This is a genomic window from Streptomyces sp. NPDC047453 (genome assembly GCF_040643155.1).
In the GTDB taxonomy this organism is placed as follows: Bacteria; Actinomycetota; Actinomycetes; order Streptomycetales; family Streptomycetaceae; genus Streptomyces.
This window is the reverse complement of record NZ_JBEYTS010000021.1, coordinates 59,316-84,663: the sequence shown is the minus strand read 5'-3', so window position 1 is coordinate 84,663 and position 25,348 is coordinate 59,316. Positions and strand designations below refer to the sequence as shown.

Annotated in this window: 23 protein-coding genes and 1 pseudogene; 15 read left to right on the top strand and 9 right to left on the bottom strand. The window is 71.4% G+C overall.

The features are described from left to right. Positions 1-119: 119 nt before the first annotated feature. The 3 genes from ABZ818_RS20275 to ABZ818_RS20265 all read right to left on the bottom strand — a co-directional run bounded on the left by ABZ818_RS20275 (position 120) and on the right by ABZ818_RS20265 (position 2,901). The gene (locus ABZ818_RS20275) at positions 120-1,082 is read right to left on the bottom strand and encodes an electron transfer flavoprotein subunit alpha/FixB family protein (RefSeq protein WP_361416169.1); all 963 of its coding nucleotides are present in this window, start codon (positions 1,080-1,082) and stop codon (positions 120-122) included. Between the two features lie 60 nt (positions 1,083-1,142). Beyond that, positions 1,143-1,943: an electron transfer flavoprotein subunit beta/FixA family protein gene (locus ABZ818_RS20270; protein WP_361416167.1), complete on the bottom strand. Its 801-nt coding sequence runs from the start codon at positions 1,941-1,943 to the stop codon at positions 1,143-1,145. A 205-nt stretch (positions 1,944-2,148) separates the two neighbouring features. Further along, positions 2,149-2,901, bottom strand: a complete 753-nt coding sequence (locus tag ABZ818_RS20265; protein ID WP_361416165.1) for an enoyl-CoA hydratase/isomerase family protein — start codon at positions 2,899-2,901, stop codon at positions 2,149-2,151. Positions 2,902-3,067: 166 nt separating this feature from the next. Here ABZ818_RS20265 and ABZ818_RS20260 point away from each other — a divergent pair, with 166 nt between their 5' ends. After that, positions 3,068-3,838, top strand: a complete 771-nt coding sequence (locus ABZ818_RS20260) for a 3-oxoacyl-ACP reductase family protein (RefSeq protein WP_355897537.1) — start codon at positions 3,068-3,070, stop codon at positions 3,836-3,838. A 106-nt stretch (positions 3,839-3,944) separates the two neighbouring features. On the opposite strand, the gene ABZ818_RS20255 is transcribed toward ABZ818_RS20260, so the two are convergent. The 3 genes from ABZ818_RS20255 to ABZ818_RS20245 form a co-directional block, all read right to left on the bottom strand. Further along, positions 3,945-4,952 carry an NADPH:quinone oxidoreductase family protein gene (locus ABZ818_RS20255; protein WP_361416163.1) on the bottom strand — a complete coding sequence of 336 codons (1,008 nt, stop codon included), beginning with the start codon at positions 4,950-4,952 and terminating at the stop codon, positions 3,945-3,947. A gap of 317 nt (positions 4,953-5,269) precedes the next feature. Beyond that, complete coding sequence (locus ABZ818_RS20250; RefSeq protein ID WP_361416161.1) at positions 5,270-6,466, bottom strand: CaiB/BaiF CoA-transferase family protein; 1,197 nt, start codon at positions 6,464-6,466, stop codon at positions 5,270-5,272. A gap of 154 nt (positions 6,467-6,620) precedes the next feature. Continuing rightward, the gene (locus ABZ818_RS20245; RefSeq protein ID WP_361416159.1) at positions 6,621-7,781 is read right to left on the bottom strand and encodes an acyl-CoA dehydrogenase family protein; all 1,161 of its coding nucleotides are present in this window, start codon (positions 7,779-7,781) and stop codon (positions 6,621-6,623) included. Positions 7,782-8,033: 252 nt separating this feature from the next. Between ABZ818_RS20245 and ABZ818_RS20240 the strand changes: the two genes are divergently transcribed. From ABZ818_RS20240 to ABZ818_RS20200, 9 genes are all read left to right on the top strand, one after another. Further along, a complete protein-coding gene (locus ABZ818_RS20240) occupies positions 8,034-9,530 on the top strand; it encodes a carotenoid oxygenase family protein (protein WP_361416157.1) in 1,497 nt (498 codons plus the stop codon). A gap of 306 nt (positions 9,531-9,836) precedes the next feature. Then, positions 9,837-10,862, top strand: coding sequence for a hypothetical protein (locus ABZ818_RS20235; protein ID WP_361416155.1), 1,026 nt, complete (start codon positions 9,837-9,839; stop codon positions 10,860-10,862). 4 nt (positions 10,863-10,866) lie between these two features. After that, positions 10,867-11,871, top strand: coding sequence for a phosphotransferase family protein (locus ABZ818_RS20230; protein WP_361416153.1), 1,005 nt, complete (start codon positions 10,867-10,869; stop codon positions 11,869-11,871). Then, positions 11,868-12,275, top strand: coding sequence for a hypothetical protein (locus tag ABZ818_RS20225; RefSeq protein ID WP_361416151.1), 408 nt, complete (start codon positions 11,868-11,870; stop codon positions 12,273-12,275). Before ABZ818_RS20230 ends, ABZ818_RS20225 begins: the two co-directional genes overlap by 4 nt. A 25-nt stretch (positions 12,276-12,300) precedes the next feature. Continuing rightward, positions 12,301-13,215, top strand: a complete 915-nt coding sequence (locus ABZ818_RS20220; protein WP_361416149.1) for an LLM class flavin-dependent oxidoreductase — start codon at positions 12,301-12,303, stop codon at positions 13,213-13,215. A 108-nt stretch (positions 13,216-13,323) separates the two neighbouring features. After that, positions 13,324-14,469, top strand: coding sequence for an acyl-CoA dehydrogenase family protein (locus ABZ818_RS20215; protein WP_361416147.1), 1,146 nt, complete (start codon positions 13,324-13,326; stop codon positions 14,467-14,469). Next, positions 14,469-15,530, top strand: a complete 1,062-nt coding sequence (locus tag ABZ818_RS20210) for an acyl-CoA dehydrogenase family protein (protein ID WP_361416145.1) — start codon at positions 14,469-14,471, stop codon at positions 15,528-15,530. The genes ABZ818_RS20215 and ABZ818_RS20210 overlap by 1 nt, the downstream gene beginning before the upstream one ends. Before the next feature lie 78 nt (positions 15,531-15,608). Then, the gene (locus ABZ818_RS20205) at positions 15,609-16,760 is read left to right on the top strand and encodes an acyl-CoA dehydrogenase family protein (RefSeq protein WP_361416143.1); all 1,152 of its coding nucleotides are present in this window, start codon (positions 15,609-15,611) and stop codon (positions 16,758-16,760) included. Positions 16,761-16,801: 41 nt separating this feature from the next. Further along, complete coding sequence (locus ABZ818_RS20200) at positions 16,802-17,371, top strand: TetR/AcrR family transcriptional regulator (protein ID WP_361416141.1); 570 nt, start codon at positions 16,802-16,804, stop codon at positions 17,369-17,371. Here ABZ818_RS20200 and ABZ818_RS20195 read toward each other — a convergent pair. Together ABZ818_RS20195 and ABZ818_RS20190 are read right to left on the bottom strand one after the other, a co-directional pair. Further along, positions 17,359-18,015, bottom strand: a complete 657-nt coding sequence (locus tag ABZ818_RS20195) for a TetR/AcrR family transcriptional regulator (RefSeq protein ID WP_361416139.1) — start codon at positions 18,013-18,015, stop codon at positions 17,359-17,361. The genes ABZ818_RS20200 and ABZ818_RS20195 overlap by 13 nt on opposite strands. 193 nt (positions 18,016-18,208) lie before the next feature. After that, the gene (locus ABZ818_RS20190) at positions 18,209-18,697 is read right to left on the bottom strand and encodes a PaaI family thioesterase (RefSeq protein ID WP_361416137.1); all 489 of its coding nucleotides are present in this window, start codon (positions 18,695-18,697) and stop codon (positions 18,209-18,211) included. 387 nt (positions 18,698-19,084) lie between these two features. Here ABZ818_RS20190 and ABZ818_RS20185 point away from each other — a divergent pair, with 387 nt between their 5' ends. The 3 genes and pseudogenes from ABZ818_RS20185 to ABZ818_RS20175 all read left to right on the top strand — a co-directional run. Next, the gene (locus ABZ818_RS20185) at positions 19,085-20,581 is read left to right on the top strand and encodes an AMP-binding protein (RefSeq protein ID WP_361416135.1); all 1,497 of its coding nucleotides are present in this window, start codon (positions 19,085-19,087) and stop codon (positions 20,579-20,581) included. After that, entirely contained in the window at positions 20,578-20,985 is a 408-nt protein-coding gene (locus ABZ818_RS20180; protein WP_361416133.1) for a nuclear transport factor 2 family protein, read from the top strand. Before ABZ818_RS20185 ends, ABZ818_RS20180 begins: the two co-directional genes overlap by 4 nt. Before the next feature lie 82 nt (positions 20,986-21,067). Beyond that, positions 21,068-21,279, top strand: a pseudogene (locus tag ABZ818_RS20175) (SDR family NAD(P)-dependent oxidoreductase); the annotation flags it as partial. Positions 21,280-21,495: 216 nt separating this feature from the next. Here the strand turns inward: ABZ818_RS20175 and ABZ818_RS20170 are convergent. Next, positions 21,496-22,326 carry an enoyl-CoA hydratase/isomerase family protein gene (locus tag ABZ818_RS20170; RefSeq protein ID WP_361416131.1) on the bottom strand — a complete coding sequence of 277 codons (831 nt, stop codon included), beginning with the start codon at positions 22,324-22,326 and terminating at the stop codon, positions 21,496-21,498. A 921-nt stretch (positions 22,327-23,247) separates the two neighbouring features. On the opposite strand from ABZ818_RS20170, the gene ABZ818_RS20165 reads away from it, so the two are divergent. Together ABZ818_RS20165 and ABZ818_RS20160 are read left to right on the top strand one after the other, a co-directional pair. After that, positions 23,248-24,363: an NAD-dependent epimerase/dehydratase family protein gene (locus ABZ818_RS20165; RefSeq protein WP_361416129.1), complete on the top strand. Its 1,116-nt coding sequence runs from the start codon at positions 23,248-23,250 to the stop codon at positions 24,361-24,363. A 115-nt stretch (positions 24,364-24,478) separates the two neighbouring features. Then, positions 24,479-25,324: an alpha/beta hydrolase gene (locus ABZ818_RS20160; protein WP_361416127.1), complete on the top strand. Its 846-nt coding sequence runs from the start codon at positions 24,479-24,481 to the stop codon at positions 25,322-25,324. The last annotated feature ends 24 nt before the right edge of the window (positions 25,325-25,348 follow it).

Genomic DNA, 25,348 nt, shown 5'->3' with positions numbered 1-25,348 from the left:
GCGGAACGCGCGCGACGTCCCGCGCCCCGGGGAGCACGCCCGGCACGGGCACGGGTCGTGTCATGCGTGTGGGCGCCGCCGACCGGTGGCCGGAGACGCCCATACGCGCGAGAGCGAGGTCAGCCCTTGCGGGTCTTGATCTCGTCGGTGAGCTGGGGCACGACGTCGAAGAGGTCGCCGACGACGCCGTAGTCGACGAGGTCGAAGATCGGGGCCTCGGCGTCCTTGTTGATCGCCACGATCGTCTTCGAGGTCTGCATACCCGCACGGTGCTGGATCGCACCCGAGATGCCCGAAGCGATGTACAGCTGCGGCGACACACTCTTGCCGGTCTGACCGACCTGTGCGGTGTGCGGGTACCAACCAGCGTCGACCGCCGCACGCGAGGCACCCACCGCCGCGCCCAGCGAGTCCGCCAGCGCCTCGATGACGGCGAAGCTCTCCGCCCCGCCCACACCACGACCACCCGAGACCACGACCGCGGCCTCCGTCAGCTCCGGACGACCCGTCGACTCACGCGGCGTACGCGCGGTCACCTTCGTCCCCGTCGCCAGCGCCGAGAACGACACCGCCAACTCCTTTACGGTGCCCGCGGCCGCGGCCGCCTCCACCGCGGCACTGTTGGGCTTCACGGTGATCACCGCGACACCCTTCGACACCCGCGACTTGGTGGTGAAACCGGCCGCGAACACCGACTGCGTGGCCACCGGACCCTGCTCACCGGCCTCCACGTCGACCGCGTCGGTGATGACGCCCGAACCGACCCGCAGCGCCAGCCGCGCCGCGACCTCCTTGCCCTCCGCCGAGGACGGCACCAGCACCGCCACCGGCGACACCGCCACGACCGCGGCCTGCAACGCGTCGACCTTCGGCACGACCAGGTAGTCGGCGTACTCGGCCGCCTCGTGCGTGAGAACCTTCACCGCACCGTGCTCGGTCAGCACACCCGCCGTGGCGGCCGCACCGGCACCCACCGCGACCGCGACCGGGTCACCCAGACGACGCGCCAGCGTCAACAGCTCCAACGTGGGCTTGCGGACCGCACCATCCGCGTGGTCGACGAAGACGAGAACTTCAGCCATGGGACTTCTTCTCTCCAGCTTGCGAGGGATCAGGGATGAGGAGCGGGACGAGCCGCGGACTCAGATGAACTTCTGGCCCGCGAGGAACTCGGCGAGCCGCTTGCCGCCCTCGCCCTCGTCCTTGACGACGGTGCCCGCAGTACGCGCCGGACGCTCGGTCGCGGAGCCCACCACCGTGTACGCGCCCTCCAGACCGACCTCCTCGGCCTCCAGGCCCAGGTCGGACAGGTCCCAGGACTCCACCGGCTTCTTCTTCGCCGCCATGATCCCCTTGAACGAGGGGTAACGCACCTCACCGGACTGGTCGGTCACCGACACCACTGCCGGCAGCGACGCCTCGAGCTGCTCCGAAGCGGCGTCGCCGTCGCGGCGGCCCGTCACGGTGCCACCCGACACCGCGATCTCCGACAGCAGCGTCACCTGCGGCACGCCCAGACGCTCCGCCAGCAGCGCCGGCACCACGCCCATCACACCGTCGGTCGAGGCCATACCGGAGACGACCAGGTCGTAACCCGCCTTCTCCACCGCCTTCGCCAGCACCAGCGACGTACCGATCGCGTCCGTGCCGTGCAGGTCGTCGTCCTCGACATGGATCGCCTTGTCCGCACCCATCGAAAGCGCCTTGCGCAGTGCGTCCTTGGCGTCCTCCGGACCCACCGTCAAAACGGTGACCTCGACGTCGTCATCGCCCCTGTCCCGACGGTCTTCCGAGATCTGCAACGCCTGCTCGACCGCGTACTCGTCCAGCTCGGAGAGCAGACCGTCCACGTCCTCACGCGCGACGGTCAGGTCGTCGGCGAACCGACGGTCGCCCGTGGCATCGGGCACGTACTTCACTGTGACAACGATCCTCAAGCTCACGTTCCCTCTCCCACGTTCGATGCGCGCCGCCCGTCCGGGCGGATCCACGCGTGCGGCAATCGGCCGTCCTTCTGGTCCCCCGGAACATCCCGCACCGTGTGCGTTCGGGGGTGTGCGAACCCGTGCGCCTCTCGCGCGCCGCCCTCCGGCGACCGCTCCGGCACCACGACGGGTCCGCGGGTCCTGCGTTTCGTACCCACCGACCTCAGCGCTTGAAGAACTTCTCCTGCGCCTCGCTGAAGAAGTCCGTGGCCAACATCCGCACCTGCGCCTCCGCCTCGCTCTCCAGCACGGACGCCAGGTCCTGCTCCGGCTGGGCGAAGAGCGCCTTGGTCTCGGCGTACATCGCCGGCGAACCCTGCGCCAGCCGTTCGGCGAGCTCCAACGCACGGTCCAACGCGCTGCCCGCGTCGACGAGTTCGGTGACCAGGCCCATCGCGTCGGCTTCCTGGGCGGTGAAGTCGTTGGTCAGCAGCATCAGTTCCTTGGCGCGCGCCGCACCGATGCGGCGCGGCAGCGTCCAGAAGAGACCGGTGTCGGGGACGAGGCCGAGCCTGCCGAACGAGGCGGCGAACCGCGCCTCGCGGCTCGCCACGACGAAATCGGTGGCCGCGACCAGCGAGAGGCCCAGGCCGAACGCCCCGCCCTCGACCGCGCTGATGATCGGCTTGTGTCCCTTGACCATCCGGTTGACCAGTTCGGTCAGCACCCGCAGGCGCACCCGGGCGATCTCCGGGTCGGTCGGCATGCTCTTGATGTCGCCGCCCGCGGAGAACATCGGGCCGGCGCCGGTGAGCACGATCGAGACGACCTCGGGGTCCTGTGCGGCGGCGTCGAGCGCGGCGATGAGGTCGCGGCGGTCCTGGAGGTCCAGGGCATTGCGTCGACGCGGGCGGTTGAGTTCGAGAACCGCCGTGCGCCCCCGCTTCGTGGTCAGGACTGCCGGCTCGTCGCTCACGATTTCCTCCTGGGCTGCCGCGCTGTCGGTAGGTACGTTCAGCACCCGCCTCGGTGCGCGACCTCATACGCTGCGGGCGATCGTCCCGACCCACTATAGACACACCTCGTCTCATAAGACACCATGGCCGCAGGACAGCCATGGCCGCCCGAGTGCAGGAGTATCAGTGGAGATCAACCTCAGTTCACGCGTCGCCCTCGTCACCGGCGCCGGCAGCGGCATCGGGCGCGACTTCGCCCGCATCCTCGCCGAGAGCGGTGCCGCGGTCGCGGTCATGGGCCGCCGCGCCGAGCAGCTCGCCGAGACCGTGAAGGCCATCGAGGACAAGGGCGGACGCGCCCTCGCGGTTCCCGGGGACGTGACGTCCGAGGAGGACGTGCAGCGCGTCATGGCGCAGGTCAAGGAGTGGGGCGGCCGCCTGGACATCCTCGTCAACAACGCGGGCATCTACCCGTCCGGCTCGATCGTGAAGATGCCCGAGGACGCCTGGGAGCGCACGATCGACACCAACCTCACCGGCGTCTTCCGGTGCACCCGGCACGCCGTCCGCCTGATGAGCGAGAACGGGTACGGGCGCATCATCAACATCACCTCCCCCTCCTCCCTGCTCGGTGCCATGGGGCAGAGCGCGTACGCCGCCTCCAAGGCCGCGCTCAACTCCTTCACCAAGTCGAGCGCCGCCGAGCTCGGCCGCCGCGGGATCACGGTGAACGCGCTGCTCATGGGGGTCGTCGCGACGGACTCGTTCGTCGGCGAGTACTCCCCGGCCGCCGTCGACGCGCTCGCCGCCGGACTGCCGGTCAAGCGCGCCGGGACCGCCGAGGACGCGGCGGGCGCGCTGGTGCTGCTCGCCTCGGAGGCCAGCTCCTACATCACCGGCGCCATGCTTCCGGTCGACGGCGGGATGAGCAACGTCATGCCGACGCTCCCCGCCTGACCACCCCGACGGCCGGGCCCCTCCACGGGCCCGGACACGGTCACGGGCCCGGGCACAGGTGCGGGCCCGGTCGCGGGTGCGGACCCGGTCGCGGGCCCGCTCACGATCACGGCAGCGAGGGGTTGATCACGACGCGGGTGTTTCCGCCCCGCGTGCCGGCTCGGGCCAGTGCCTCGGCCACGTCCCCGAGCCCGTACTCCTCGTACCCGGTGGGCACACTCACCGCGCCCCGCTCGACGACGGTGAGAAGCTCCTCGACCATGGCACGGGCCCGGTCGGGATACTCCTCGTTGAAGCGCAGGAGGTTGACGCCGACCAGCGAAGCCGCCTTCATGATCAGCAGGTTGGCCGGGACCCGGGGCACGCTCCCCGCCGCGAACCCCACGATCAGGCAGCGTCCGCCGAACCGCAGGCTGCGCACCGCGGATTCGGTGCTCTCTCCCCCGACGGGGTCCAGCACGACGTCCACCCCGCCGCCCGCGAGCGCCTCGACCTCCTCGCGCCAACGCGGGGACCCGCTGTCGACGACGTGGTCGGCTCCCGCGGCGAGCGCCGCCTCCCGCTTGGCCTCGGTCGAGGCCGAGGCGACGACCTTCGCGCCGAGCGCTCTGCCCAGCCGCACCGCCGCGCCCCCGATCGCGCCGCCCGCCCCGAGCACCAGCAGCGTCTCACCGGGCGTGACACGTCCCAGGGTCAGGGCGTGGAAGGCGGTCTCGAAGCTGGTGCGGAACAGGGCCGCGGCCGCGTCGGACATGCCCGCCGGCTGACGCACGAGGTGGGTGCAGGGCACGATCGCCCGTTCGGCGAAGGTGCCGAAGGTGGAACGCCTACGGAGCGGGCCGGGTCCGAACCCGTAGAACATCACCTTGTCGCCCGGGCGCACCGAGGTGACCCCGGGACCGACCGCGGTGACGACGCCGATCCCTTCCGAGCCAGGCACGAACGGCGGCTCCGGGACGATCTGGTAGCGGCCGGTGGCGATGAGGACGTCCCCGAAGCTGACGCCGGCCAGCGTGACCGAGACCGCCACCTCCTGCGGGCCCGGCTCGCGCTCCTCCACCTCCTCGACGGCGAAGGTGCGCGGATCGTGGTTCCGGGCGACTACGGCTCGCATGGGGCATGTCCCTTCCGACGTGCTCGGCACGCGCCCGAACGGCGCGTGCCGTGTGCGACTCACCTCGGGCGGGCCGTGCGCCCGGCACCCTTGCGTACCCGCCGTCACGGCCGCCCGTCGGTCCCGCGGCTCCGGAGAACCCGGGACCCCTGCTGTTCCTGTTGCTCCTGCTCTTCCTGCTGTCCCTGCTCTTCCTGCTCCTCCTGCGGTCCTTGCCTTCTCCGCCGACCTGCGCGGTTCCTCTCCGCCCGTCCGGCACCGGCCGCGCCGGAAGCGCGAGCGCCGGGAACGCGTCTCCGTGCCCCGGCCTCGACGTCTCAGCCTTCGGGGGAGTTCGTCTCGGTCGACGTCTCGAAGACGATCCCGTCCCGCAGCAGTTCGTCCACCTCGGCGATTCCGAACGTCTCCAGGATCTCCCGCGTGTGGGCGCCCCTGTCCTGGGGTGCGCGGGGCGTGCCGGAAGGGGTCCGGGAGAAACGCGGGGCGGGGGCCGGCTGGGAGACGCCGCCCACCTCGATGAATACCTCGCGCTCCCGCAGGTGCGGATGCTCACGGGCCTCCGTGAGCGAGAGCACCGGGGCCACGCACGCGTCGCTGTCCATGAAGAGCTCGGTCCAGTGGCTCTGGGTCTGTCCGGCGAACACCTCGGTGAGGGCCGTGCGGATCTCGGGCCAGGCGGAGACGTCGGCGCGGTCGGGCACCTTGCCCTCCAGACCGAGCACCTGGAGCAGTTCCGCGTAGAACTTCGGCTCCAGCGCGCCCACGGCGACGAACTTCCCGTCGCTGGTGGCGTACGTGTCGTACCAGGGGGCCGCGCCGTCCAGCCGGTTGGCGCCCCGCACGTCGGTCCACAGGTCGGAGGCCATCAGTCCGTGCAGGATCGAGGTGAGCGAGGCGGCTCCGTCGACGATCGACGCGTCGACCACCTGTCCCCGGCCCGAGCGTCCCGCCTCCCATAGGGCGGCCAGCACGCCCATGACGAGGTAGGTGGCTCCCCCGCCGAAGTCGCCCAGCAGGTTGGCGGGCGGGAAGGGACGGGTCCCCTCGGGGCCCGGGGTGAGCGCCCCCGTCACGGCGACGTACCCGATGTCGTGACCGGCGCGCGCGGCCAGTGGACCGGTCTGACCCCAGCCGGTCATCCGGCCGTAGACCAGCGCCGGGTTCAGCTCGTGGCACCGCTCGGGGCCGATGCCCAGGCGTTCGGCGACCCCGGGCCGGTGGCCCTCCAGGAGGACGTCGGCCCGGGCGACCAGCTTCTCGACCACGCCGACGCCCTCGGGGGTGCGCAGGTCGACCACGATGGAGCGTCGGTTGCGCCGCAGGACGTCCTTGGTGGGGGTCACCCAGCTGATCGGCGGCCCCGCCCGCTCCACGCAGATGACGTCCGCGCCCATGTCCGCGAGCAGCATGCCCGCATGTGGGATCGGCCCGATCCCGGCGAGTTCGACCACGGTGATCCCGGTGAGCGGACCGGTGGGCCGGGCGTTGCCTTCCTCGTCGAATCCCTCTGCCATCACGTCGACTTTCCTCTCTTGCCTGTCCGGTGGTGGGCGGACGGCGCACGCGGCACGGCAGGAGGTTCCTGGTCGGCCGGCGCCGTCGACGGGGCACGCCCGGCGCACCTGGCCCCCGTGGACCTGTGCAGGCGGCGGGACGTGCCCGGCGCGGTCAGCGGTTACGCAGTCCGAGCGTGCCCGCGATGATGTCCCGCTGGATCTCGTTCGTCCCGGCGTAGATGGTCGGGGCGATGCTCAGCCGCAGGTGGCGCTGCATCTCGAACTCCATGCTGTAGCCGTAGCCGCCCATGAGCTGCACGCCTTCGAGCGCCACTCGCTTGGCGGTCTCGGTCGACTTGACCTTGGCCATGGAGGTGGCGCGCACCCGCTCCTCCTCCGTGCCGATGCCCTCGGCGACCCGCCGCGTCACGTCGTGCACCAGGGTCCGGGTGGCCTCCACCTCGATCGCCAGGTCGGCGATGCGGTGGCCGACCGCCTGGAAGCTGCCCACCGGGGCCCCGAACTGACGGCGCTCCTTGACGTAGGCGACGAGGTCCTCCAGCGTGCGTCGGGCCAGGCCCAACTGCTGGGCGGCGCAGACGATGCGCTCACCGTTCAGGCAGGCCATCAGCTGTCGCCAGGCCTTGCCCACGGTGCCGACGACCGCCTCGTCGGGCACGAACACGTCGTCGAAGAAGACGTCGTTGACCTCGCTGCCGCCCAGGGTCGGGATGGGGCGGACGACCACTCCCGGCGCGTCGGCCGGGACCTCGAACATGGTCAGTCCGTCGTGCCGCCGCTCCTCGCGGGAGGTGCGGGCGACCAGCAGCAGGGCAGTGGCGTGCTGGGCGTCGGAGCACCAAGTCTTCTGCCCGGTGATGCGGTAGCCGCCCTCCACCCGCTCGGCCTGGCAGGTGATGGCCGCCGCGTCCGAGCCGGCCTCGGGCTCGGAGATGCTGATGGCGTAGACCTTGCCCTCGCAGATCGCGCCGAGCGCGGCCGCCTTCTGGGCCTCGGTGCCGAAACGCTTGTAGACGCCGGCGACGGTGTGCGAGGGGCCCATTCCGTGCACGGGCGCCAGGCCCCGCCACAACTCCTCGAAGGCCAGCACCTGGTCGATCAGGCCGCCGCCGCTGCCTCCGTACTCCTCGGGCACCGAGACGCCGACGTAGCCGACCGCGGCGAGTTTGGCATACAGCTCCGCGTTGTGCTGCTCCTCGCCGCCGTCGGTGAGCGCGTCGCGCCGTTCACGGGTGCCGCACTCGCGTCGGCAGAAGTCCCGCATGGCTTCCACGAAGTCCTGCTGCTCGCCGGTGAACGCATGGGTAGTCAAGACGCCTCCTGATTGCCGCGGCATGACCGATCGCGACACGAATCTGGGGATGAGAACGACCATTCACGTGATGGTGGGTCGGTTCGATCTCTCGAAGCTACCAGCCAAGGCGGTTCCGGCCTACAGTTCTGAGGAATTCCAGGAACGATCGTTTACGCCTTGCGAAACGCGGTGTTAGCCTCGCCGCACCACAGTCCACATGGACGCCGGTGCCCGACCAGCGGCGCCGCCGTCACAGCCTGGAGGTACACCATGGGGTACCCGCTTCCGGACGAGGTCGCGCTCAAAGGGCCCTTCGCGCCCATGCGCTTCGAAGCCACGGTCGAGGAATGCATCGTCAGCCAGGGTGAGATCCCCAAGGAGCTTTCCGGGGGGTTCTACCGCACCGGTCCCACCTGGAAGCGCCCGACCAAGCAGGGCACCAACCCGCTGTTGAGCATGGACGGCATGGTCCAGGGCCTGGTCCTGGACAACGGTCGGGCCGACTTCCGCAACCGTTGGATCCGCACCCCCAAGTACGTGCTCGAGGAGGGCCGTCAGCACGGCGTCTTCGAGTGGCTCGACAGCGGTTTCGGCGACTGGCGCGACTTCGCCTACGGGGACGTGACCCGGGACGCGCTCACCTGCGGGGTCCCGCAGGGCACCAACAACATCAACATCTTCCCCTTCGCGGGCGAGGTCGTCGCGCTGAGCGAGCAGGGCGGCCCGCCCATCGCCCTGGACCCGATCACGCTGGACACCAAAGGCATCGTGCCCTGGTCCTCCAAGCTCAGCGCGGGTGTGCACCTGCCCACCGCGTTCGGTGACGCCGACCTGGCCGCCCACCCCAAGTGGGACCACGAGACGGGCACCCTGTACGGCTGGAACTACCGGGACGTCGCCCCCTACGTGACGATCCACGTCATCAACCCGGACGGCCGGGTGGAGTCCCGCGACCTGGACGACGCCCCGTACAACACCGTGGCGCACGACATCTGGCTGACCCCGGAATGGATCGTGATGCCGTTCCAGCCCTTCACCATCTCGCAGCAGCAGGTCCGCGAGCGGCAGGTGGGCATCTGGGGCTGGGACGAGACGCTGCCGATCACCCTCGCGCTCATCCCGCGCGACGACATCCAGGGCAAGGTGCGGTGGATCAAGACCGATCTGCCCCCGCAGTACGTCATGCACACGATGTCGGCCAACGTGGAGAATGGCAAGCTCACGCTGGACGCGCCCGTCTTCAACCGGCCTCCCTTCCCCTTCGAGCAGGACCTCAAGGTGGGCGAGGAGGTCGCGCTGTTCTTCTCGGTCGCCAAGAGCTTCCTGGGACGCTGGACCGTCGACCTCGCCACCGGCGCGACCTCCAGCGAGCAGCTCTCGGACCGTCCGAGCGAACTGCCCAAGGTGGACGAGCGGTTCTACGGCAAGGGCTACCGCTTCGGCTTCCAGGTCGGCGGTGTCGTCAAGCGCAAGGGCATGTCGATGAACAGCCTCGTGGTGACGGACATGCGCACCATGAGCGAGCAGGTCTACCAGATCCGCTCGGGCGAGCCGGCCGCGGTGCTGGAGGCCACGTTCGCGCCGAGGCGCCCGGACTCCCCGGAGGGCAACGGCTACATCATCGTCCCCGTCTCCTGGTGGGCCGACAAGCGCGGCCAGTACCTCATCTTCGACACCGACGACATCACCAAGGGCCCGGTCTGCACCATCGACCTGCCCTTCGCCCTCGGCTGGACCCCGCACGGCCACTGGTCCGACTTCCGCTGACGCACCTCCGCGCGCGCCCTACCGGCCGCGCGGCCACCGGCGACCGACCGTCGACGTCCGGCGATCGGCGATCGGCCATCGGCGTCCGGCGCCACACGCCCGGACGCGACCGGACCCGCCCTCGGGGCCTCCCGCCCCCACGGGTGCACCCCTTCGCGGCGCACCCCGCCCGCAACCCCGGCCGGCCCGCCCGACGGGCCGCCCCGTGCTCCCCCGGCGCTCGTCACCGAGCGGCACCCGACTCCACACGGACCGTTGACCCCGGGGCAACCAGCACATACTATTGAGATTTAGTGACTCACAAAGATGGGACAGATCATGTCGGCGTTGATTCCTGAAGGCCTGACCCCCGCGGACGAAGGCACCCACCTCTGCCCTCCCGGATTCGACGGGCTCTGGGGTGACACGTTCTGGGTCAGCGTGGTCGACCCCGAGGCGAACGTCCACGGCGTCAACCACTTCCACCTCACCAACAAGGGCTACGCCCGTCTGACCGCCTTCTACGTCATCGACGGCGAGCACCAGTGGTACGGCAACAAGATCCCCTTCGACGCCGGCCAGGGCGGCATCACCTCCTTCGGTGACGAGCGCATCTCCTACGAGGTCGTGCGGCCCTTCGAGGAGATCCGCATCCGCCTCGACGGCACCCGGTTCGCCTTCGACCTGACCTTCACCGGTCGCTTCCAGGCGTTCAACTACGACAACTTCGAGCGCGACCCGATGAAGAACGTCGGCAAGACCGCCGTCGTCCACGGTGGTCACTGGGAGCAGGCGCTGGCCGTCACCGGCACCGTCGAGCTCCGCCACGGCCCCAACCGCGGCGACGTGCGCCAGATCGACTCCTTCGGCTTCCGCGACCGCAGCTGGTCGACCCGGTTCTCCGAGGAGTCCCCGTGGGCCGACTCGCAGCGCCCCGACCGCCAGGCCCACTTCTGGCCCTCGATCTCGCTGCCCGAGCGCCACATCAGCCTCATGGGCATCACCGCCACCAAGACCACCGGTGACCAGGAAGCGGTCGTGGCCGGCTTCGCCTCCGACAAGGACGGCTCCCGCGAGGTCAAGTCCGCCGAGATGGTCCCCGTCGTGGGCGACCTGCGGACCCAGTCCTCCTTCGGGTACCGCATCGAGCTCGCCGACGGCGAGGTCCTCAACGTCCGTACCACCGAGCACTACGGCACCATCAAGCTGTGGGACCGCGGCGAGAACGACCTCGAGAACCGCTTCGACTGCTACGAGCCCTTCGTCGCCTTCGAGGTCGAGGAGACCGGCGAGCGCGGGGTCGGCGTGTGCGAGTACAGCGTCATCCCGCCCCGCCCGCGCTGGCAGGCCTGATCCCATGAGCCAGTCCCGCTTCACCGAACGCGTGCGGGAGATCGTCCTGTCCCGTCTGCCCGAACTCGGGGTGCACGAGGTCGTCTCGGTGGACCGCCTCTCCGGCGGTCTCTCCTTCGAGACGTACACCGTCACCACGAGGACGGCGGACGGGCCGAGCCGGCTCATCCTGCGCCGGGAGCCGACGGGCGGTCCGCTGGCTCCCTACGACATCGGCTTCGAGGCCGACGTCTACCGGTCCCTGGCCGACTCGAACGTCCCCGTCCCGCGGGTGCACCTGCACGAATCCGATCCGGACGTCCTCGACCGTCCTTTCGTCGTCGCGGAGTTCGTCGGCGGGGAGGCCTTCGTGCACTCCTCGGCGCGGTTCGAGGAGGCGGGAACCCGCGAGGCGGTCCTGGACCGTTTCACGGAGATGCTGGCCCGGGTCCACACCCTGCCCGTCGAGGGCCTGCCCTGCGGGCCGGGCGGGGTGGGCACCGGGGCCGGGGACGAGGTCCGGCACTGGCGGAAACGATTCGCCGAGGTCGAGCTGTCCCCCCGGCCCCTGCTGCGCCGGGTGCTCGACGTCCTGGAGGAGCACGCGCCGACCGAGTACCCCCGGGCCCTCGTGCACGGTGACTACCGACTGTCGAACCTGCTCTGGCGGGACGGGGAGATCACCGGCGTCCTGGACTGGGAACGCTCGTTCATCGGCGACCCGCTCGCCGACGTCGCCTTCACCCGCAACAAGGCCCTCGCCGGTTGGTGCCGCATCAACGGCCCGTCGGCCGAGCGGTACACCGAGCTGACCGGCTACGAGATCGACCCCCGACGCATCCTGTTCTGGCAGCTCGTCGAGCTGGTCAAGGTGGTGTACGTGGGCATGGCCTCGGCCGCCGCGCTGGCCCGGGGAACCACCTCGGACCTGCGACTGCTCTCCGTCGCCAACGCCTCCACGGCCGTGGAGCCGGCGATGGTCCGACTCACCGACGCACTGGCTTCCGGAGCCGAGGGAGGCACCCGATGATCTGGATGAGGTCCGAGGAACTCCTCGACGCGGTGCACAGGTCCCTCCTGGAGAACATCGCCCCCGCCGTCACCGACCCGTACGCGAAGGTGCAGGTCGTCGCCGCCGCGCACGCCCTGGTCGAGCTGCGGCAGCGGATCGTGGACGGCGACCCCGTGGTCCGCGACACCGCGGCCCTGGAGACACTGCTCGACTCCTGGGGCGAGAGCCGCCCCGCCGCCGACGACGAGGACGACCCCCGGGCCGTCAACCGCCTGGCCCGCGAGGCCGTGGTGCGCGCGGTGACCGGGCAGGACGAGGAGCGCGCCGGCGAGCGCGCCGCCGAGGTCGCCCAGGTCGAGTCCGCCCTCGCCAAGGAGGACCTGCGGTGGGTGTGCCGGGAAGCCATGGCCACACTCGAGTGATCCACGGAAGCGAGGGCCCCGGGCCATGCGCATCGGACTGAGCATCAGCGGACTGGCCGACACGGCCGACGAGGCCAGGCACGCCGAGGAGGCGGGCTTCGACTTCGTCGGCTGCGGCGAGCACGTCTTCTTCCACGGCCCCACACCCAACGCGTTCGTCGCCCTGGCCGCCGCGGCGGGGGCGACGAACCGGGTCCGGCTGGTCACCTCGATCGCCCTCGCCCCCGTCTACCCCGGCGCGCTCTTCGCGAAGCTGAGCACGGCGCTCGACGTGGTCAGCGGCGGACGGCTCGACCTCGGGGTGGGCGCCGGCGGGGAATACCCGGCCGAGTTCGCCGCGGTCGGGGTGGATGTGAACGAGCGATTTCGTCGGCTGGACGAGACGCTCGCGCTCCTGCGGCAGCTCGCCCCCGGCGAGCCCGTCACCTTCGACGGCGAGTTCACCGCGCTGGACGGCGTGGCCCTGCGGCCGACGCCCGCACAGCACGGCGGACCCCCCGTCTGGATGGGCGGCCGGGGCGAGGGAGCACTGCGCCGCGCCGGACGGTGGGCCGACGTCTGGATGCCGTACCTGCTCGATCCGCCCCGGATCCGCGAGGGGTTGGCGAAGGTGCGCGCGCACGCGGAGGCGCAGGGCCGCACCACCCGCCCGCCGGGCGGGGCACTGCTGGCCTGGACTGCCGTCGACGAGGACGACGCCTGGGCGCGCGCCACCGGCATCGCCGCGGTGAGCGCCACCTACGCCCAGGACTTCTCGGGCCTGGCCGACCGCTACCTGCTGCTCGGCTCGCCCGAGCGGGTGCTGGAGCGACTGGCTCAGTACGCGCGGGCCGGCGTCGAGCACGTCCTTTTCCAGATCGCCGCCTCGAACCCCGCGGACCGCAGGCGGATCATCGGCACACTCACCGAGCGGGTGCTGCCCGAGGCCGGAAGGCTCTGACCTTCCCGCACCCGGCGCCGGACGCCGAGACGCTCGAGAAACGCGGTGTGCGCCGTCGGTCCAACGGCGTCGCACCGCTCTCCACAACACATGTGACGGGAGGTCGACATGCGAAATCAACTCGTTCCCCCGGTCGTGGGCGAGGGCCCGCTGCTGCGGTCCCTGCGCGCCGAGGTGCGCGCGTTCACGGCCGAGCAGGCTGCCGCCGGAACGTTCGTTCCACGCGTGGACACCTGGCTCACGAGCTGGGACAGCGAGTTCACCCGCGAGTTGGGCCGGCGGGGTTGGCTCGGGATGGTCGTCCCGAAGGAGTACGGCGGGCAGGGCAGGACGTTCCTGGAACGCTTCGTCGTGACGGAGGAACTGCTGGCCTCGGGCGCGCCCGTGGCCGCACACTGGATCGCCGAACGCCAGGTCGGGCCCTCGCTCCTGCGGTTCGGGAGCGAGCAGGTCAAGCAGACGTTCCTGCCCCGGATCAGTCGGGGCGAGGTGCTCTTCGGCATCGGCATGTCCGAGCCGGAGTCCGGTTCGGACCTGGCCAGTGTCCAGACGCGGGCGACCCGGTGCGAGGGCGGCTGGCGCCTGACCGGCACCAAGGTGTGGACCTCGGGTGCGCACCAGGCCGACTGGTTCATCGTGCTCGCCCGCAGTGCCCCGCTCGACGAGCGGGCCCGGCACGCGGGGCTCAGCCAGTTCCTCGTCGACCTCGGCTCGGACGGCGTCACCGTCGCGCCGATCGTCTCGATGAGCGGCGAGCACCACTTCAACGAGGTGCACCTCGACGAGGTCTTCGTCCCCGACCACCTGGTGTTGGGGCAGGCCGGCGACGGCTGGCTCCAAGTGACCTCCGAGCTCGGCTACGAGCGCAGCGGACCGGAGCGGATCCTGTCCACCTGGGCGCTGCTGGCGGCCGCGACCGGCTGCGTGGCGGACGGCACCCTGCCGCAGGACCCGCAGCTCGGACGGCTGGTCGGTCGGGTGGCCGCGCTGCGGCAGATGTCGCTGGCGGTCTCGAACGCGCTGGAGGCGCGGCAGGACGCGGACACCGCCGCGGCGGTGGTGAAGCTGCTGGGCACGACCACCGAGGGCGACATCGCCGAGTACGTGGCCACGCTCGCCGCCAACGGAGTGTTGGCGGAGGAGGTGCGCGTGCTGCTGGACGCGTCGCTCCTGCAACGTCCCGGGTACACGCTGCGGGGCGGCACGAACGAGATTCTCACGGGCGTCGTCGCCCGCGGACTGGGGCTGCGCTGATGACTGGACCCGAAGGCAGGCTGACGACCGAGCTCGGCGCCGATCCCGACCTGGTCGAGATCTTCACCGAACTCATGGACAAGCACCGCTCCGCGACCGTGCCCGCCGCGCGCAACGATCTGGACCGCGTGCTGTGGGAGCGGTTGGACAAGCTCGGGTTCACCCTGCTGTCGACGAGCGAGGAGCACGGCGGCAGCGGCGGGACCCTGTTGGACTCGACGGCACTGCTCGGGCTCGCCGCCGGGGCCGGTGCCGCGGTGCCGCTGGCCGAGCACGACCTGCTCGCCGCCTGGCTGCTGGCCGAGGCGGGCTCGTCCGCCCCCGCGGGCATCCGTACCGCGGCCCTCCCGGACGCCGACGGACTGGCCCGCTCCGTCCCGTGGGCGGGGCGGACGGACGGTGTCGTCGCCCTGTGGCACGACCCGGCCGACCGGGTGTGGCGGGTCGAGGACCTGACGGAAGAGGACCTGACGGTGCGTGCGCGGGACGACCTCTCGGGGCTGCCGCGCGCGGACGTCGCGTGCGCGCCGCGAGCGCTGCGGGCGGGCGTCGAGGTGGCTCCGGAGGTGGCGGAGCGGTACACGCTGCGCGGGAGCCTGGCGCGCTGCGCGCAGATGACCGGGGCGATGGAGGCCGCGCTCGATCTCGTGGTCGCGTACGCGAACGAGCGGGTGCAGTTCGGGCGGCCCGTCGGCCGTTTCCAGTCCGTCCAGCAGCTGGTCGTCGGGATCGCCGCCGAGGTGTCCCTGGCGCGGGCCGCGACGGACGCGGCCGCGCAGGCGGTGTCGGTGCACGGCTGGGACGACGAGCACACCCGGTTCCTGATCGCCGTCGCCCGTTCGGGGGTCGGGCACGCCTCGTCCCTGGTGGTGCGTTCGGCCCATCAGGTGCTGGGGGCGATCGGGACGACCGCGGAGCATCCGCTGCACCTGTTGACCAAGCCGGTCCTGGCCTGGCGTGCCGACTTCGGCTCGATGCACGACTGGGACGTCCGGCTGACCGGTGCCGCGGTGCGGGCCGGCGGCGCCGGTCTGTGGGAGCGCGTCGCGCCCCTGTCCTGACGGGTGCGCGCGTCGCCGCCCGTCCCTGGAACCCCTATGCGATGCCGGGCGACCGGCGAGAACACGAGGAGCACATCCGTGAGACGCACACTCTTCGACGAGGACCACGACGCCTTCCGCGCCTCGGTGCGCACCTTCGTGGAGCGTGAGATCCAGCCGTACTACCAGGAGTGGGCCGAGCGCGGGCTGGTGGACCGGGAGCTCTACACCAAGGCGGCCCGCCAGGGCCTGGTGGGGCTCCAGGTGCCGGAGGAGTACGGCGGGGCCGGCGCGACGAGCTACAAGTTCAACGCGGTGTTCATCGAGGAGACGATCCTCGGCGACGCCAACCTCGGCTCGCTGCGGGTGCACTCGGAGGTCTGCCTGCCCTACCTGCTGCGCTACTGCACGCCGGAGCAGCGGAGCAGGTGGCTGCCGGCCGTCGCTCGCGGCGAGCTGGTGCTGGCCCTGGCGATCACCGAGCCCGGTACGGGTTCGGACGTCGCCGGTGTCCGGACCACGGCGCGTCGCGACGGCGACCACTACGTCCTCAACGGGGCGAAGACGTTCATCACCGGGGGCGCCAACGCGGACCGGGTGCTGGTGGTGTGCCGGACCGCGCCGGCCACCGAGGACGACAGGCGCGCGGGGCTCTCGATCCTGGTCGTGGACACCCGCAGCCCCGGCTTCGAGGTGGGCCGCAAGCTGGACAAGATCGGTCTGCGCGCGCAGGACACCATGGAGCTGTCCTTCACCGACGTCCGGGTCCCGGTGGAGGACCTGCTGGGAGAAGAGGGGAACGCCTTCGGGTACCTGGCCCACAACCTGGCCCAGGAACGGCTGACAATCGCCGTCGCGGGAATGGCTTCGGCCGTGCGGGCGCTGGAACTGGCCACCGCGTACGCCCAGGAGCGGAGCGTCTTCGGCAAGCGCCTGCAGGATTTCCAGAACACCAAGTTCGTCCTGGCCGAGTGCGCCACCGAGATCGCGGCGGGTCAGGCGCTGGTGGACCAGTCCATCGAGGCGCTCGACCGGGGCATGCTCACCCCGGCGGACGCGGCGCGGGCGAAGCTGTTCGTCTCGGAGATGCAGCAGCGTGTCGTGGACAAGTGTCTCCAGGTGCACGGCGGCTACGGCTACATCAACGAATACCCGATCGCCGGCCTGTACGCGGACGCGCGCGTCACCCGTATCTTCGGTGGTACCTCGGAGGTCATGAAGTCCATCATCGCCAAGTCGCTCGGCCTGTGAGCGCGGCGGGCGGCCCGCGGGGGTCTCGTAGAATCTCCGCCATGCCCCGTCATCAAGAGATCCTGCTGGCAGCCGAACGCCTGTTCTTCGAACGTAGCTTCGACGGCGTCGGGGTCGACGACATCGGCAGGGCGGCCGGGACCAGCGGTTCGGCGATCTACCGCTACTTCTCCGGCAAGGACGAGATCCTGGCCGCGCTCTTCAGCCGGGTGCTGGACGAGCTCCTCGTCCGCTCCGGCAGGCCCGGCGACGATCCGCACGAGGAGCTCGAGTCCCTGCTGCGCGGCTTCATCGAACTGGCGACGAGTCACGAGATGCTGGCGGCGATCTGGGTCCGGGAGCAGCGTTCGCTGGCCGACCCCTACCGGGGCGAGCACGTGCGCCGGCTGCGCCGCTTCTCGGACCGGTGGGTGGACTGCCTGGACCGCAGCTATCCCGGCCGTACCCGCGAGGAACTGCTGATCGCCTCCAGGGCCGTGCAGACCATGCTGCTGGCGGAGGCCCTGCGGCCGCCGGAGACCCGGCGGCCGACCGGGTCCCACGAGCTGATGCTGCGGATGGCGCGGACGAGCCTGAAGGCGCTGGAGTCGGACCGGCCTCAGGACTCCTGAGGACCGGCCGCTCCGGGCCCCGCGTCGGGGGCCTTGGGCAGCAGGGCGAGCGCCGCCTCGGTGATGACCTTGCGCGTGTACTTGCTGCCGGGCCGGTACCAGCGGGAGACCCACAGGCACTGCCCGAGCAGCAGGCGGGCGGTGACCACCGGGTCGGCGTCGGCCAGCAGACCGTCGTCCACGGCGTCCTTGAGGACCTTGATCCACAGGCTCTCGTAGTGCCGGCTGAAGGAGCGCCAGCGCTCGTAGGAGTCCTCGGGCAGTCCGCCACCGCCGAAGAAGACCGGCAGGTAGCCGCGCATCCGTACGGCGGCGTCGACCTGGAGCGTGATCAGGGCTTCGAGCTTCTCCCGCGGGCTGTCCTCACCGGCGACGATCTTCTCGGCCGCTTCGGTGAGCTCCTTGGTGCTCCGCTCGAAGAGCACCGCGATGATGTGTTCCTTGGTGGGGTAGGTGCGGTACAGCGTGGCGCGCGAGACGTTCAGCCGGTCGGCCGCCGCGGTGACACTGACCCCGTCGTGCCCCTCCTCCGCGTAGAGCTTGGCGACAGTGGTGGCCAGCGCATCCGGGTCGATCACCCGGCGCGGTCGGCCCAGCGGCCGCTTTTCCTCGCCGTTGGCGTCCTGACGTCGTGACCCTGTCACTTCGGAGACTCTCCGTTTCTGGAAGGGGTGGTACGGCCATGATACGGCGAGTCTCGCTAGTGGCTCCCGTCGTGCGACCGGTCGTACCGGCTTCGGCGCGTGGGCGGTGCGTGAGCACGACGGCCGGGCCGGCCGCTCCCACGGGTCCGTCCCGGTCCGTTCGCCACACTCGCACATCGCGCCGTCCCGCCGGTCACCGGTTCGGCGCCCGTGAGTATTCCAGCGCGCGGCGGGCCTCCCGGTTGTGGCGCACCGACATCACGCCACTGGCTTCCGCCCGCAGTTCGCCGTCGGGGTCGGTCACCCGCACCTGCGCGAAGACCACGCTGCGCCCGGAGCGCCGGACCGAGACGGACAGCTTCATGGGAAGTTCGCAAGGCTGGTAGTAGTCGATGGTGAGCGAGGCGGTCGCGATGCCGTCGCCCGCCTCCACCGCCCGCACGCACGTGACGCCGAGCGCGTGGTCGACGGCCGCGGCGACCACCCCGCCGTGCACGGCGCCGTTGGGATTGACCGGGATGGGGCTGCTCCCGGCGACGAACTCCCCCGCCCCGTCGACGAGTCGCAGGCAACGCACGTCGAAGCCGATCGCGAAGGGCAGCGTGTTGGCCCACGCGCACCACTCCTCGTCCGACACCTCGACGGGCACCAGGGGGTACTCCTCGGACGCTGCAACGGACATGCTTCCCCTCCCGGCTCGCGGTTCGATGCGGCACGCACGGTCTCCCCGAAAGGGCCGGTTCCGCGCATGTCGCCCCGGCCCCGCCGGTCGGCGTCGGCCGGATCCGCCGCGGCGGACCGGGACTTCCCGTCCACCGCCACGCCTCCACCTGTCCGACACATACTACTGTTTCGAGACGGGCAATGTCTAAAGGTTGGACGTCGCATCCGTTGACCCGCCGGTCGCCGTCTCTATAATGAGACGCGCAAAATCAAAACTGTGGGGCGTCGGGTAACGACGCCGTCCACGCCACTCCGGCCATCCCGGCGGACGCCGCGGCGGCCGGACGACGACGCGACTACCGCGCGAGCGGCCGGCGACCGAGGCACACGGAAGTGGGGAGTGGGAATGGGCCACGATGCACAGCTCGACGGCGACTGGAAGCCGTCCTCGTGGGACTACGTGCCCGAGTACGGCGACCGGCCCCCGCCCTGGCGTCGGCTCCTGGTCGAGCGCATCCTGCGGCTGAGCGCACGCCGCCGGCCGCACGAGACGGCCGTGATCTGCGGGGACCGCACGCTCACCTGGCTCGAGTTCGACCGCCTCGCCGACCGGGCGGCCGACGGGCTCCTGCGCAGCGGCCTGCGGCCGGGCGCGGTCGTGGCGCTCAGCGCCACGAACCTGCCGGAGACCTTCGCCATGATGTTCGGCATCGCGCGGGCGGGCATGGTCGTGCTCCCCCTCAACCCGATGAACTCGCCCAAGGAGATCGCCTTCCAGATCTCCGAGGCCGGGGCCGATCTGACGATCTCGGCGGCCGGTCCCACCGTCCTGGACGTCATCGACCGGGGACGACCGGACGTCGTGCACGAGGCCGACGTGGAGGAGACCTCGCCCTACTGGGTCCGCTTCACCTCCGGCACCACCGGCCTGCCGCGCATGTTCCCCAACAGCCAGCGCAACATCAGCCTCCAGGCCCTCCACATGGCGCTGGACCTGCGCTACCGCTCGGACGACACCTTCCTCGTCAACGCGCCCCTCGCGCACGCCGCCTTCAACTTCGCGCTCGCCTCCGTGCAGGCCGGGGCCAAGGTGGTCCTGCACGAGAAGTTCGACCCGGAGAACATCTGGCGGGACTGCGCGCGCCAGGGCGTCACCCAGATGTTCATGGTCCCCACCATGCTGGCCGCGGCGCTCCAGCACCCCGGCGAGGCACCCGACCTGCGCACCGTCTTCGTCACCGGGGCCGCCCTGGCACCCACCCTCAAGAAGGCGGCCACCGAGCGGTTCCCGCACGTCGACTTCACCGAGCTGTACGGGGCCTCCGAGATGGGCATGCTCGCGCTGCTGCGCGGCGACGAGAGCGCCGGCCGCGAGGGCTCGGCCGGACTGCCGCACTTCGCCTCCACGATCCGCATCCTCGACGAGGAGGGCAACCAGCTCCCCGCGGGCGAGATAGGCACCGTCTATCTCCAGGGCATCATCATGACCAGCGGCTTCAACGGCTCGGTGCCCGCACCGGAGAACTCCACCAGGAACGGGTGGGTCACCGCCGGCGACATGGGCCACCTCGACGAGGACGGCTACCTCTACCTCGCTGACCGCCGCTCCGACCTCATCCTCACCGGCGGCATGAACGTCTACCCCGCCGAGGTCGAGAACGTCCTGCTCCAGGCGCCCGGGGTGCGCGAGGTCTCCGTCGTCGGAACGCCCGACGACTACTGGGGCCAGAAGGTCACCGCGGTCGTCGTCGGCGACGCCGACCAGGAGGCCCTCGACGCCCACTGCCGCGAACTGCTCGCCTCCTACAAGATCCCCCGCCACTACCGCTTCGTGGAAGCACTCCCCACCTCCCCCACCGGAAAAGTTCTCCGCCGCCTGCTCCGAGAGGAAACACAGAAGTGACCACCAGCGCCCGGGACACCCTCAGCGAGTTCATGACCCGGATCGGCGATCCGGCCACCGCCCGCCAGGCCTTCGAACTCGTCGCCGAGGACTTCGTCGCCAACGAGCCCGGCAGCCTCCCCTACCGCGGACAGCACCACGGCCCGCGCGGCCTGCGCGGTCTGCTGCGCCAGGTCAACGAACTCTTCGCGCTCTCCATCGAGAGTGTCCGGGTCACCGACGCCGGGCCGGACCGCGCCCTGGCCGACGTGGGGATCCGACTCGCCTCCCGCACCACCGGCAAGCAGCTCGGCACCCGGGTGCTGGAGCTCTACCGGGTGCGCGACGGCAAGCTCGTGGAGCTGGACGTCTTCTACCAGGACACCCACGCCCTGGTCGCGCTCCTGGACGAGGGCGGGCGGTGACGCCGCCGGCCACGACCGAGGCACCTGCCGGGCGGCACGCCCGCACGACGAACCAATCCACCGGACGCGAGAGGCGAAGCGCATGCTGAACGACAAGGTCGTACTGGTCACGGGTGCCGCCCAGGGCATGGGCGAGGCCACCGCCCGGCTCCTGTTCGAGGACGGGGCCACCGTGGTGCTGGCCGACATCGACCAGAGGCGGTGACCCGGATCGCCGCCGAGTGGGGCGAGCGGGCACACGGCGTGCACCTGGACGTGTCGTCCGCCGACGACTGGGAGCGGGTGGTGCGCGACATCGAGCAGCGCCACGGCCGCCTGGACGGGCTCGTCAACAACGCGGCAGCTTTCCCCCCTGGACGCCCCGGACCCTCGGGGGCCGGCCCCTCGTATGCCGGTGCGGGCATCGCGCCCCCGGCTCCGCACCCGTGTACCCGACATGCGAGAGGGTCCACTGACCCGCTCGGTGGACCCTCTCGCGGCGGCGCGGCCCGTGGGCCGCGCCCGCGCCCCCTACTTGCCGAGTCGGCGACGGAGCCCCTCCATGGCCTCCGCCATCCGCGGGTCGGCCATCAGCAGACGCTGCGCCAGCCACTCGCGCTCCAACTGCTCCATGAGCGTGCTCTCCGCCCCCTGCTGGAGCAGCCGCTTGGTGGTGCGGACCGACCGGTCGTAGACGTCCGCGAACGGACGCGCGAACTCGAGCGCGGCGTCGAGGAGTTCCTCGGGCTCGACCACGGCGTCCACCAGACCGAGGTCGAGCGCCTCCTCGGCACCGATGGGGGTGCCCCTAGTCAGGATCCGGAAAGCCTTCGACTGGCCGACGATACGGGGCAGGACCCAGCTCAGCCCCATCTCGGCAGTGAGGCCGAGAGAGGGGAACGCGGTCGCCAGTTTGGCAGTGCGCGACATGACCCTGATGTCGTGCAGCATGGCCAGCGCGAACCCGCCTCCCGCGGCGGCACCGTTGATCGCCGCGACCGTCGGGGTGCCCAGCTGGGTGAAGCGGGCGACCCAGCGCCCCACGCCCAGGTGGTCCACCCGGCGCGCCTCGTAGGGCAGGATCGGGTTCCCGGTCCGCCCCGCGGCGCCGTCGGTGCCCAGTTCGCCGACGTCCAGCCCGGACGGACCGTTGTCCATGAGTGCCTTCGCGTCGAGGCCGACGCAGAACGAGGAACCCGCGCCCGTCACGACGATCGCCCGGACGTCCGGGTCGGCGTCCGCGGCCTCCGCGGCTTCGATCAGCTCGCCGAAGAGCGCGCCGCCGACCGAGTTGTGGTGTTCGGGCCGGTTGAGGGTCAACACCGAAGTCTTGCCTTCGGTGCCGACATTGATGTCGCTCATGGAATTCCGGATCACTCTCCCACCATTTATGACCCCCTGAGTCTCAAAAGATACCGTCGCGGCACGGCCGACTGTCAAGACGCGCGCCCGTCGCGCTCGACCGCGACGCCCGACCGACGGCCATTTCGCGACCTCCCGTGACCGCCACCCCGACCCCCCGCACCGGCCGACCTCACCCCCCTCGCCGGTCGGCGCCGCACGCCCCACCTCCCCAGCCGCCCCCGGTCGCCACAAGGCCGTCGCGCGACCGCCGCGGAACGGTCGCGGGCCAGTCGCAGGGGCGCCGCGGGGCCTCCCCGGGCGGGGCGGTGATCCCCCTGGTCATCGTCGGTTTCGCGGCGTTCGGGCTGCACCGCATCCAGCTGCGCCTGGCCGCCGAGGAGGAGGCCGCCGCCCAGGCCGCGCCCGAACCCGCGTCCGAACCCGCGTCCGCGTCCGAACCCTCGCCCGCTCCCGCCGAGGTGCCCGCCGGGGACCGCCTGAGCGCGCGACACGCCGCACGAAGGGCCGGGGAACAGGCGCACGGCCCGCTCCCCCACGACCGGAGGGCACCACCCTCGCCCCGGGCTCCGCCCGTCGGCGCCACCTCGGCGTCGACGGGCGGAGCCCTTCGCGCGTCACGGGCGCGACAGGCCCCGCGCACCATTGCCTTAATGAGATTGGGTGTCTATTATCTCGTATCCGACGCACCGTCGCACGAACCGGCGAGGAGTGCGGGAGCCTCCGCGGTCGACGCCCTCGAAACGCCCGGGGCGTCGCGGTCCGCCGTCCGGCCGCACCCCGCGTCCGGCGCCCGCGACACCTGCTCCCCACCACGCGGCCGCGCCCGCCCCGCGGACCTGTCGGCACACGTCCCGGCACGTCCCCGGAAGCGACAGACCAAGGCCACCCCCACGGGGTGCTTCAGGAGAGGCAGACACCATGAAGGTGCTCGTCGTCGGAGGAACCGGGCCCACCGGTCCGCACGTCGTACAGGGCCTGCTGAACCGAGGTCACGACGTCACGCTCTTCCACCGGGGGGTCCACGAGCCCCCGGGGCTTCCCGAGGTCCGCCACATCCACGGCGACCCGCACTTCCGCGAGACGATCGAGGAAGCGCTCTCCGGCGAGCAGTTCGACGTCGTGGCGTGCATGTACGGGCGGGTCAAGACCCTGGCCGAGTGGTTCGCCAAGCGCTGCGAGCAGTTCGTGGCCGTCGGCGGCGTCCCCTCCTACAAGAACGTCCTGGGCTGGACCGAGCAGCGTCCCCCCGGCGCGGTGCTGCCCACCCGCGAGGACGGCCCCCTGGCGGACACGGAGGGCGAGGCCTCGTCCTTCGCCGGCAAGGTGCTCGCCGCCGAGCGCGAGGTGCTCGACCGGGCCCGTGACGGCGACTTCCGGGGCACCGTGATCCGCTACCCCGCCATCCACGGTCCGCGCAACCAGACCCCCCACGAGTGGATGGTCCTCAAGCGGATGCAGGACCGCAGGCCGTTCATGATCCTGCCCGACGGCGGGCTGGGCATCCTGGGCCGCTGCGGGGCGCGCAACGCGGCGGAGGTGCTGCTGCGCTGCATCGACCGGCCGGAGGCCGCCGACGGCGAGGCGTTCAACGCCGCCGACGACACCCAGTACTCGTGGCGTCAGTGGGTGGACGTCGTGGCCGGGGCCGCCGGTGGCTCGATCGAGGTCGCCTCGCTGCCCGCGGAACTGGCCGGCCCCGTCCAGGCGAGCCTGATCCCGCTGCGCGACTACTCGCCGCAGACGCTCTTCGACACCACCAAGGCCAAGACCCTGCTGGGCTACCAGGAGGTGCTGTCGGCCGAGGACCAGATCCGCGAGACGGTCGCCTGGCTCCAGGAGACGCCGCCGGACGTCGACTCCCAGATCGCCTTCGTCGACACCTTCAGCTACGACCGCGAGGACACCCTGGTCGCCGCCTACCGCAAGGCCGTCGAGGAGGTCCGCGAGACCGCCGGATGGGATGCCCCGGCGCTGCACCATCCGCTCCCGCACCCGAAGAAGGCGGGTCTGGGGCCCGACGAGATGGGCCGGTAGCGGTGACCGGCGACGCCCGCCGCACCGTACCCGCGACGTGGCGGGCGAACGGCGACCCGCGCGCCCCCCACGTCGAGGCGGGGGCACGACACACCACGAGGCAGGAGCGGTACTGATGTACATCGGCCACATCGAGGTGGAGCCCGGAGTCCGGCTCCACGTCCAGGACCTGGGCGAGGGCGAGCCCGTCGTGCTCCTGCCCGGGTTCGGCATGGCACACGAGACGTGGGACGGCACCGTCCAGCGACTGACCCGGGCCGGCTACCGCGCGATCTGCGTGGACCCGCGCGGCCACGGGCTCTCGGACCGGCCGCTGAGCGGGTACGACGTCCCGCGGCTGGCGCAGGACGTGGCGGCCGTGCTGGACGCGCTCGGGATCGCGTCGGCCACGATCGTCGGCTGGTCCTTCAGCGGCCAGGTCGGCTTCCAGCTCGCCGCGACCGCCCCCGAGCGGGTGCGTCAACTGGTCCTCGTGTGCTCCAACGCGGTGCGCACGACACGCAGCGAGGAGTTCCCCTTCGGGCTGCCCGCGTCGAGCCTGCTGCCCACCCTGCTCGAGGGCGAGCTCAACGGCCGCATGACCTCGCGACGGGAGGGCATCGCCAACGCGTTCGCCTCCCCGCCCGACCCGCACCTGCTCGAATGGCTCACCACGCTCTCCATGCGCATGCCCTCGTGGGCGGGTGCCGCGGTCTGCGTGGCGCTGATGGAGACCGATCTGGTGGCGCAGGTCCCGCGCGTGCGGCAGCCGGTGCTGCAACTCGTCGGCGCCGACGACAAGATCTTCTCCCTCAAGGGCGCGCGGTGGCTCAACGAGCGACTCGACGACGCGACGCTGGTGCCGCTGGAGGGATGCGGCCACTACCCGATGCTCGAACGTCCCGACGTCTTCTTCGACGCCCTGCACGACTTCCTCTCGCGCACGGCCCCCCGGTCCGCCGAGCAGGTCACGGCGGGCTGATCCCGGAGAGCCGACATGCGTCGA

Excerpts from the sequence above, each read along its gene's own strand:
- ABZ818_RS20275 (WP_361416169.1), bottom strand. The coding sequence starts at position 1,082 with ATGGCTGAAGTTCTCGTCTTCGTCGACCACGCGGATGGTGCGGTCCGC.
- ABZ818_RS20255 (WP_361416163.1), bottom strand. The coding sequence starts at position 4,952 with ATGCGAGCCGTAGTCGCCCGGAACCACGATCCGCGCACCTTCGCCGTC.
- ABZ818_RS20250 (WP_361416161.1), bottom strand. The coding sequence starts at position 6,466 with ATGGCAGAGGGATTCGACGAGGAAGGCAACGCCCGGCCCACCGGTCCG.
- ABZ818_RS20240 (WP_361416157.1), top strand. The coding sequence starts at position 8,034 with ATGGGGTACCCGCTTCCGGACGAGGTCGCGCTCAAAGGGCCCTTCGCG.
- ABZ818_RS20235 (WP_361416155.1), top strand. The coding sequence starts at position 9,837 with ATGGGACAGATCATGTCGGCGTTGATTCCTGAAGGCCTGACCCCCGCG.
- ABZ818_RS20230 (WP_361416153.1), top strand. The coding sequence starts at position 10,867 with ATGAGCCAGTCCCGCTTCACCGAACGCGTGCGGGAGATCGTCCTGTCC.
- ABZ818_RS20225 (WP_361416151.1), top strand. The coding sequence starts at position 11,868 with ATGATCTGGATGAGGTCCGAGGAACTCCTCGACGCGGTGCACAGGTCC.
- ABZ818_RS20220 (WP_361416149.1), top strand. The coding sequence starts at position 12,301 with ATGCGCATCGGACTGAGCATCAGCGGACTGGCCGACACGGCCGACGAG.
- ABZ818_RS20215 (WP_361416147.1), top strand. The coding sequence starts at position 13,324 with ATGCGAAATCAACTCGTTCCCCCGGTCGTGGGCGAGGGCCCGCTGCTG.
- ABZ818_RS20210 (WP_361416145.1), top strand. The coding sequence starts at position 14,469 with ATGACTGGACCCGAAGGCAGGCTGACGACCGAGCTCGGCGCCGATCCC.
- ABZ818_RS20200 (WP_361416141.1), top strand. The coding sequence starts at position 16,802 with ATGCCCCGTCATCAAGAGATCCTGCTGGCAGCCGAACGCCTGTTCTTC.
- ABZ818_RS20190 (WP_361416137.1), bottom strand. The coding sequence starts at position 18,697 with ATGTCCGTTGCAGCGTCCGAGGAGTACCCCCTGGTGCCCGTCGAGGTG.
- ABZ818_RS20185 (WP_361416135.1), top strand. The coding sequence starts at position 19,085 with ATGGGCCACGATGCACAGCTCGACGGCGACTGGAAGCCGTCCTCGTGG.
- ABZ818_RS20170 (WP_361416131.1), bottom strand. The coding sequence starts at position 22,326 with ATGAGCGACATCAATGTCGGCACCGAAGGCAAGACTTCGGTGTTGACC.
- ABZ818_RS20165 (WP_361416129.1), top strand. The coding sequence starts at position 23,248 with ATGAAGGTGCTCGTCGTCGGAGGAACCGGGCCCACCGGTCCGCACGTC.
- ABZ818_RS20160 (WP_361416127.1), top strand. The coding sequence starts at position 24,479 with ATGTACATCGGCCACATCGAGGTGGAGCCCGGAGTCCGGCTCCACGTC.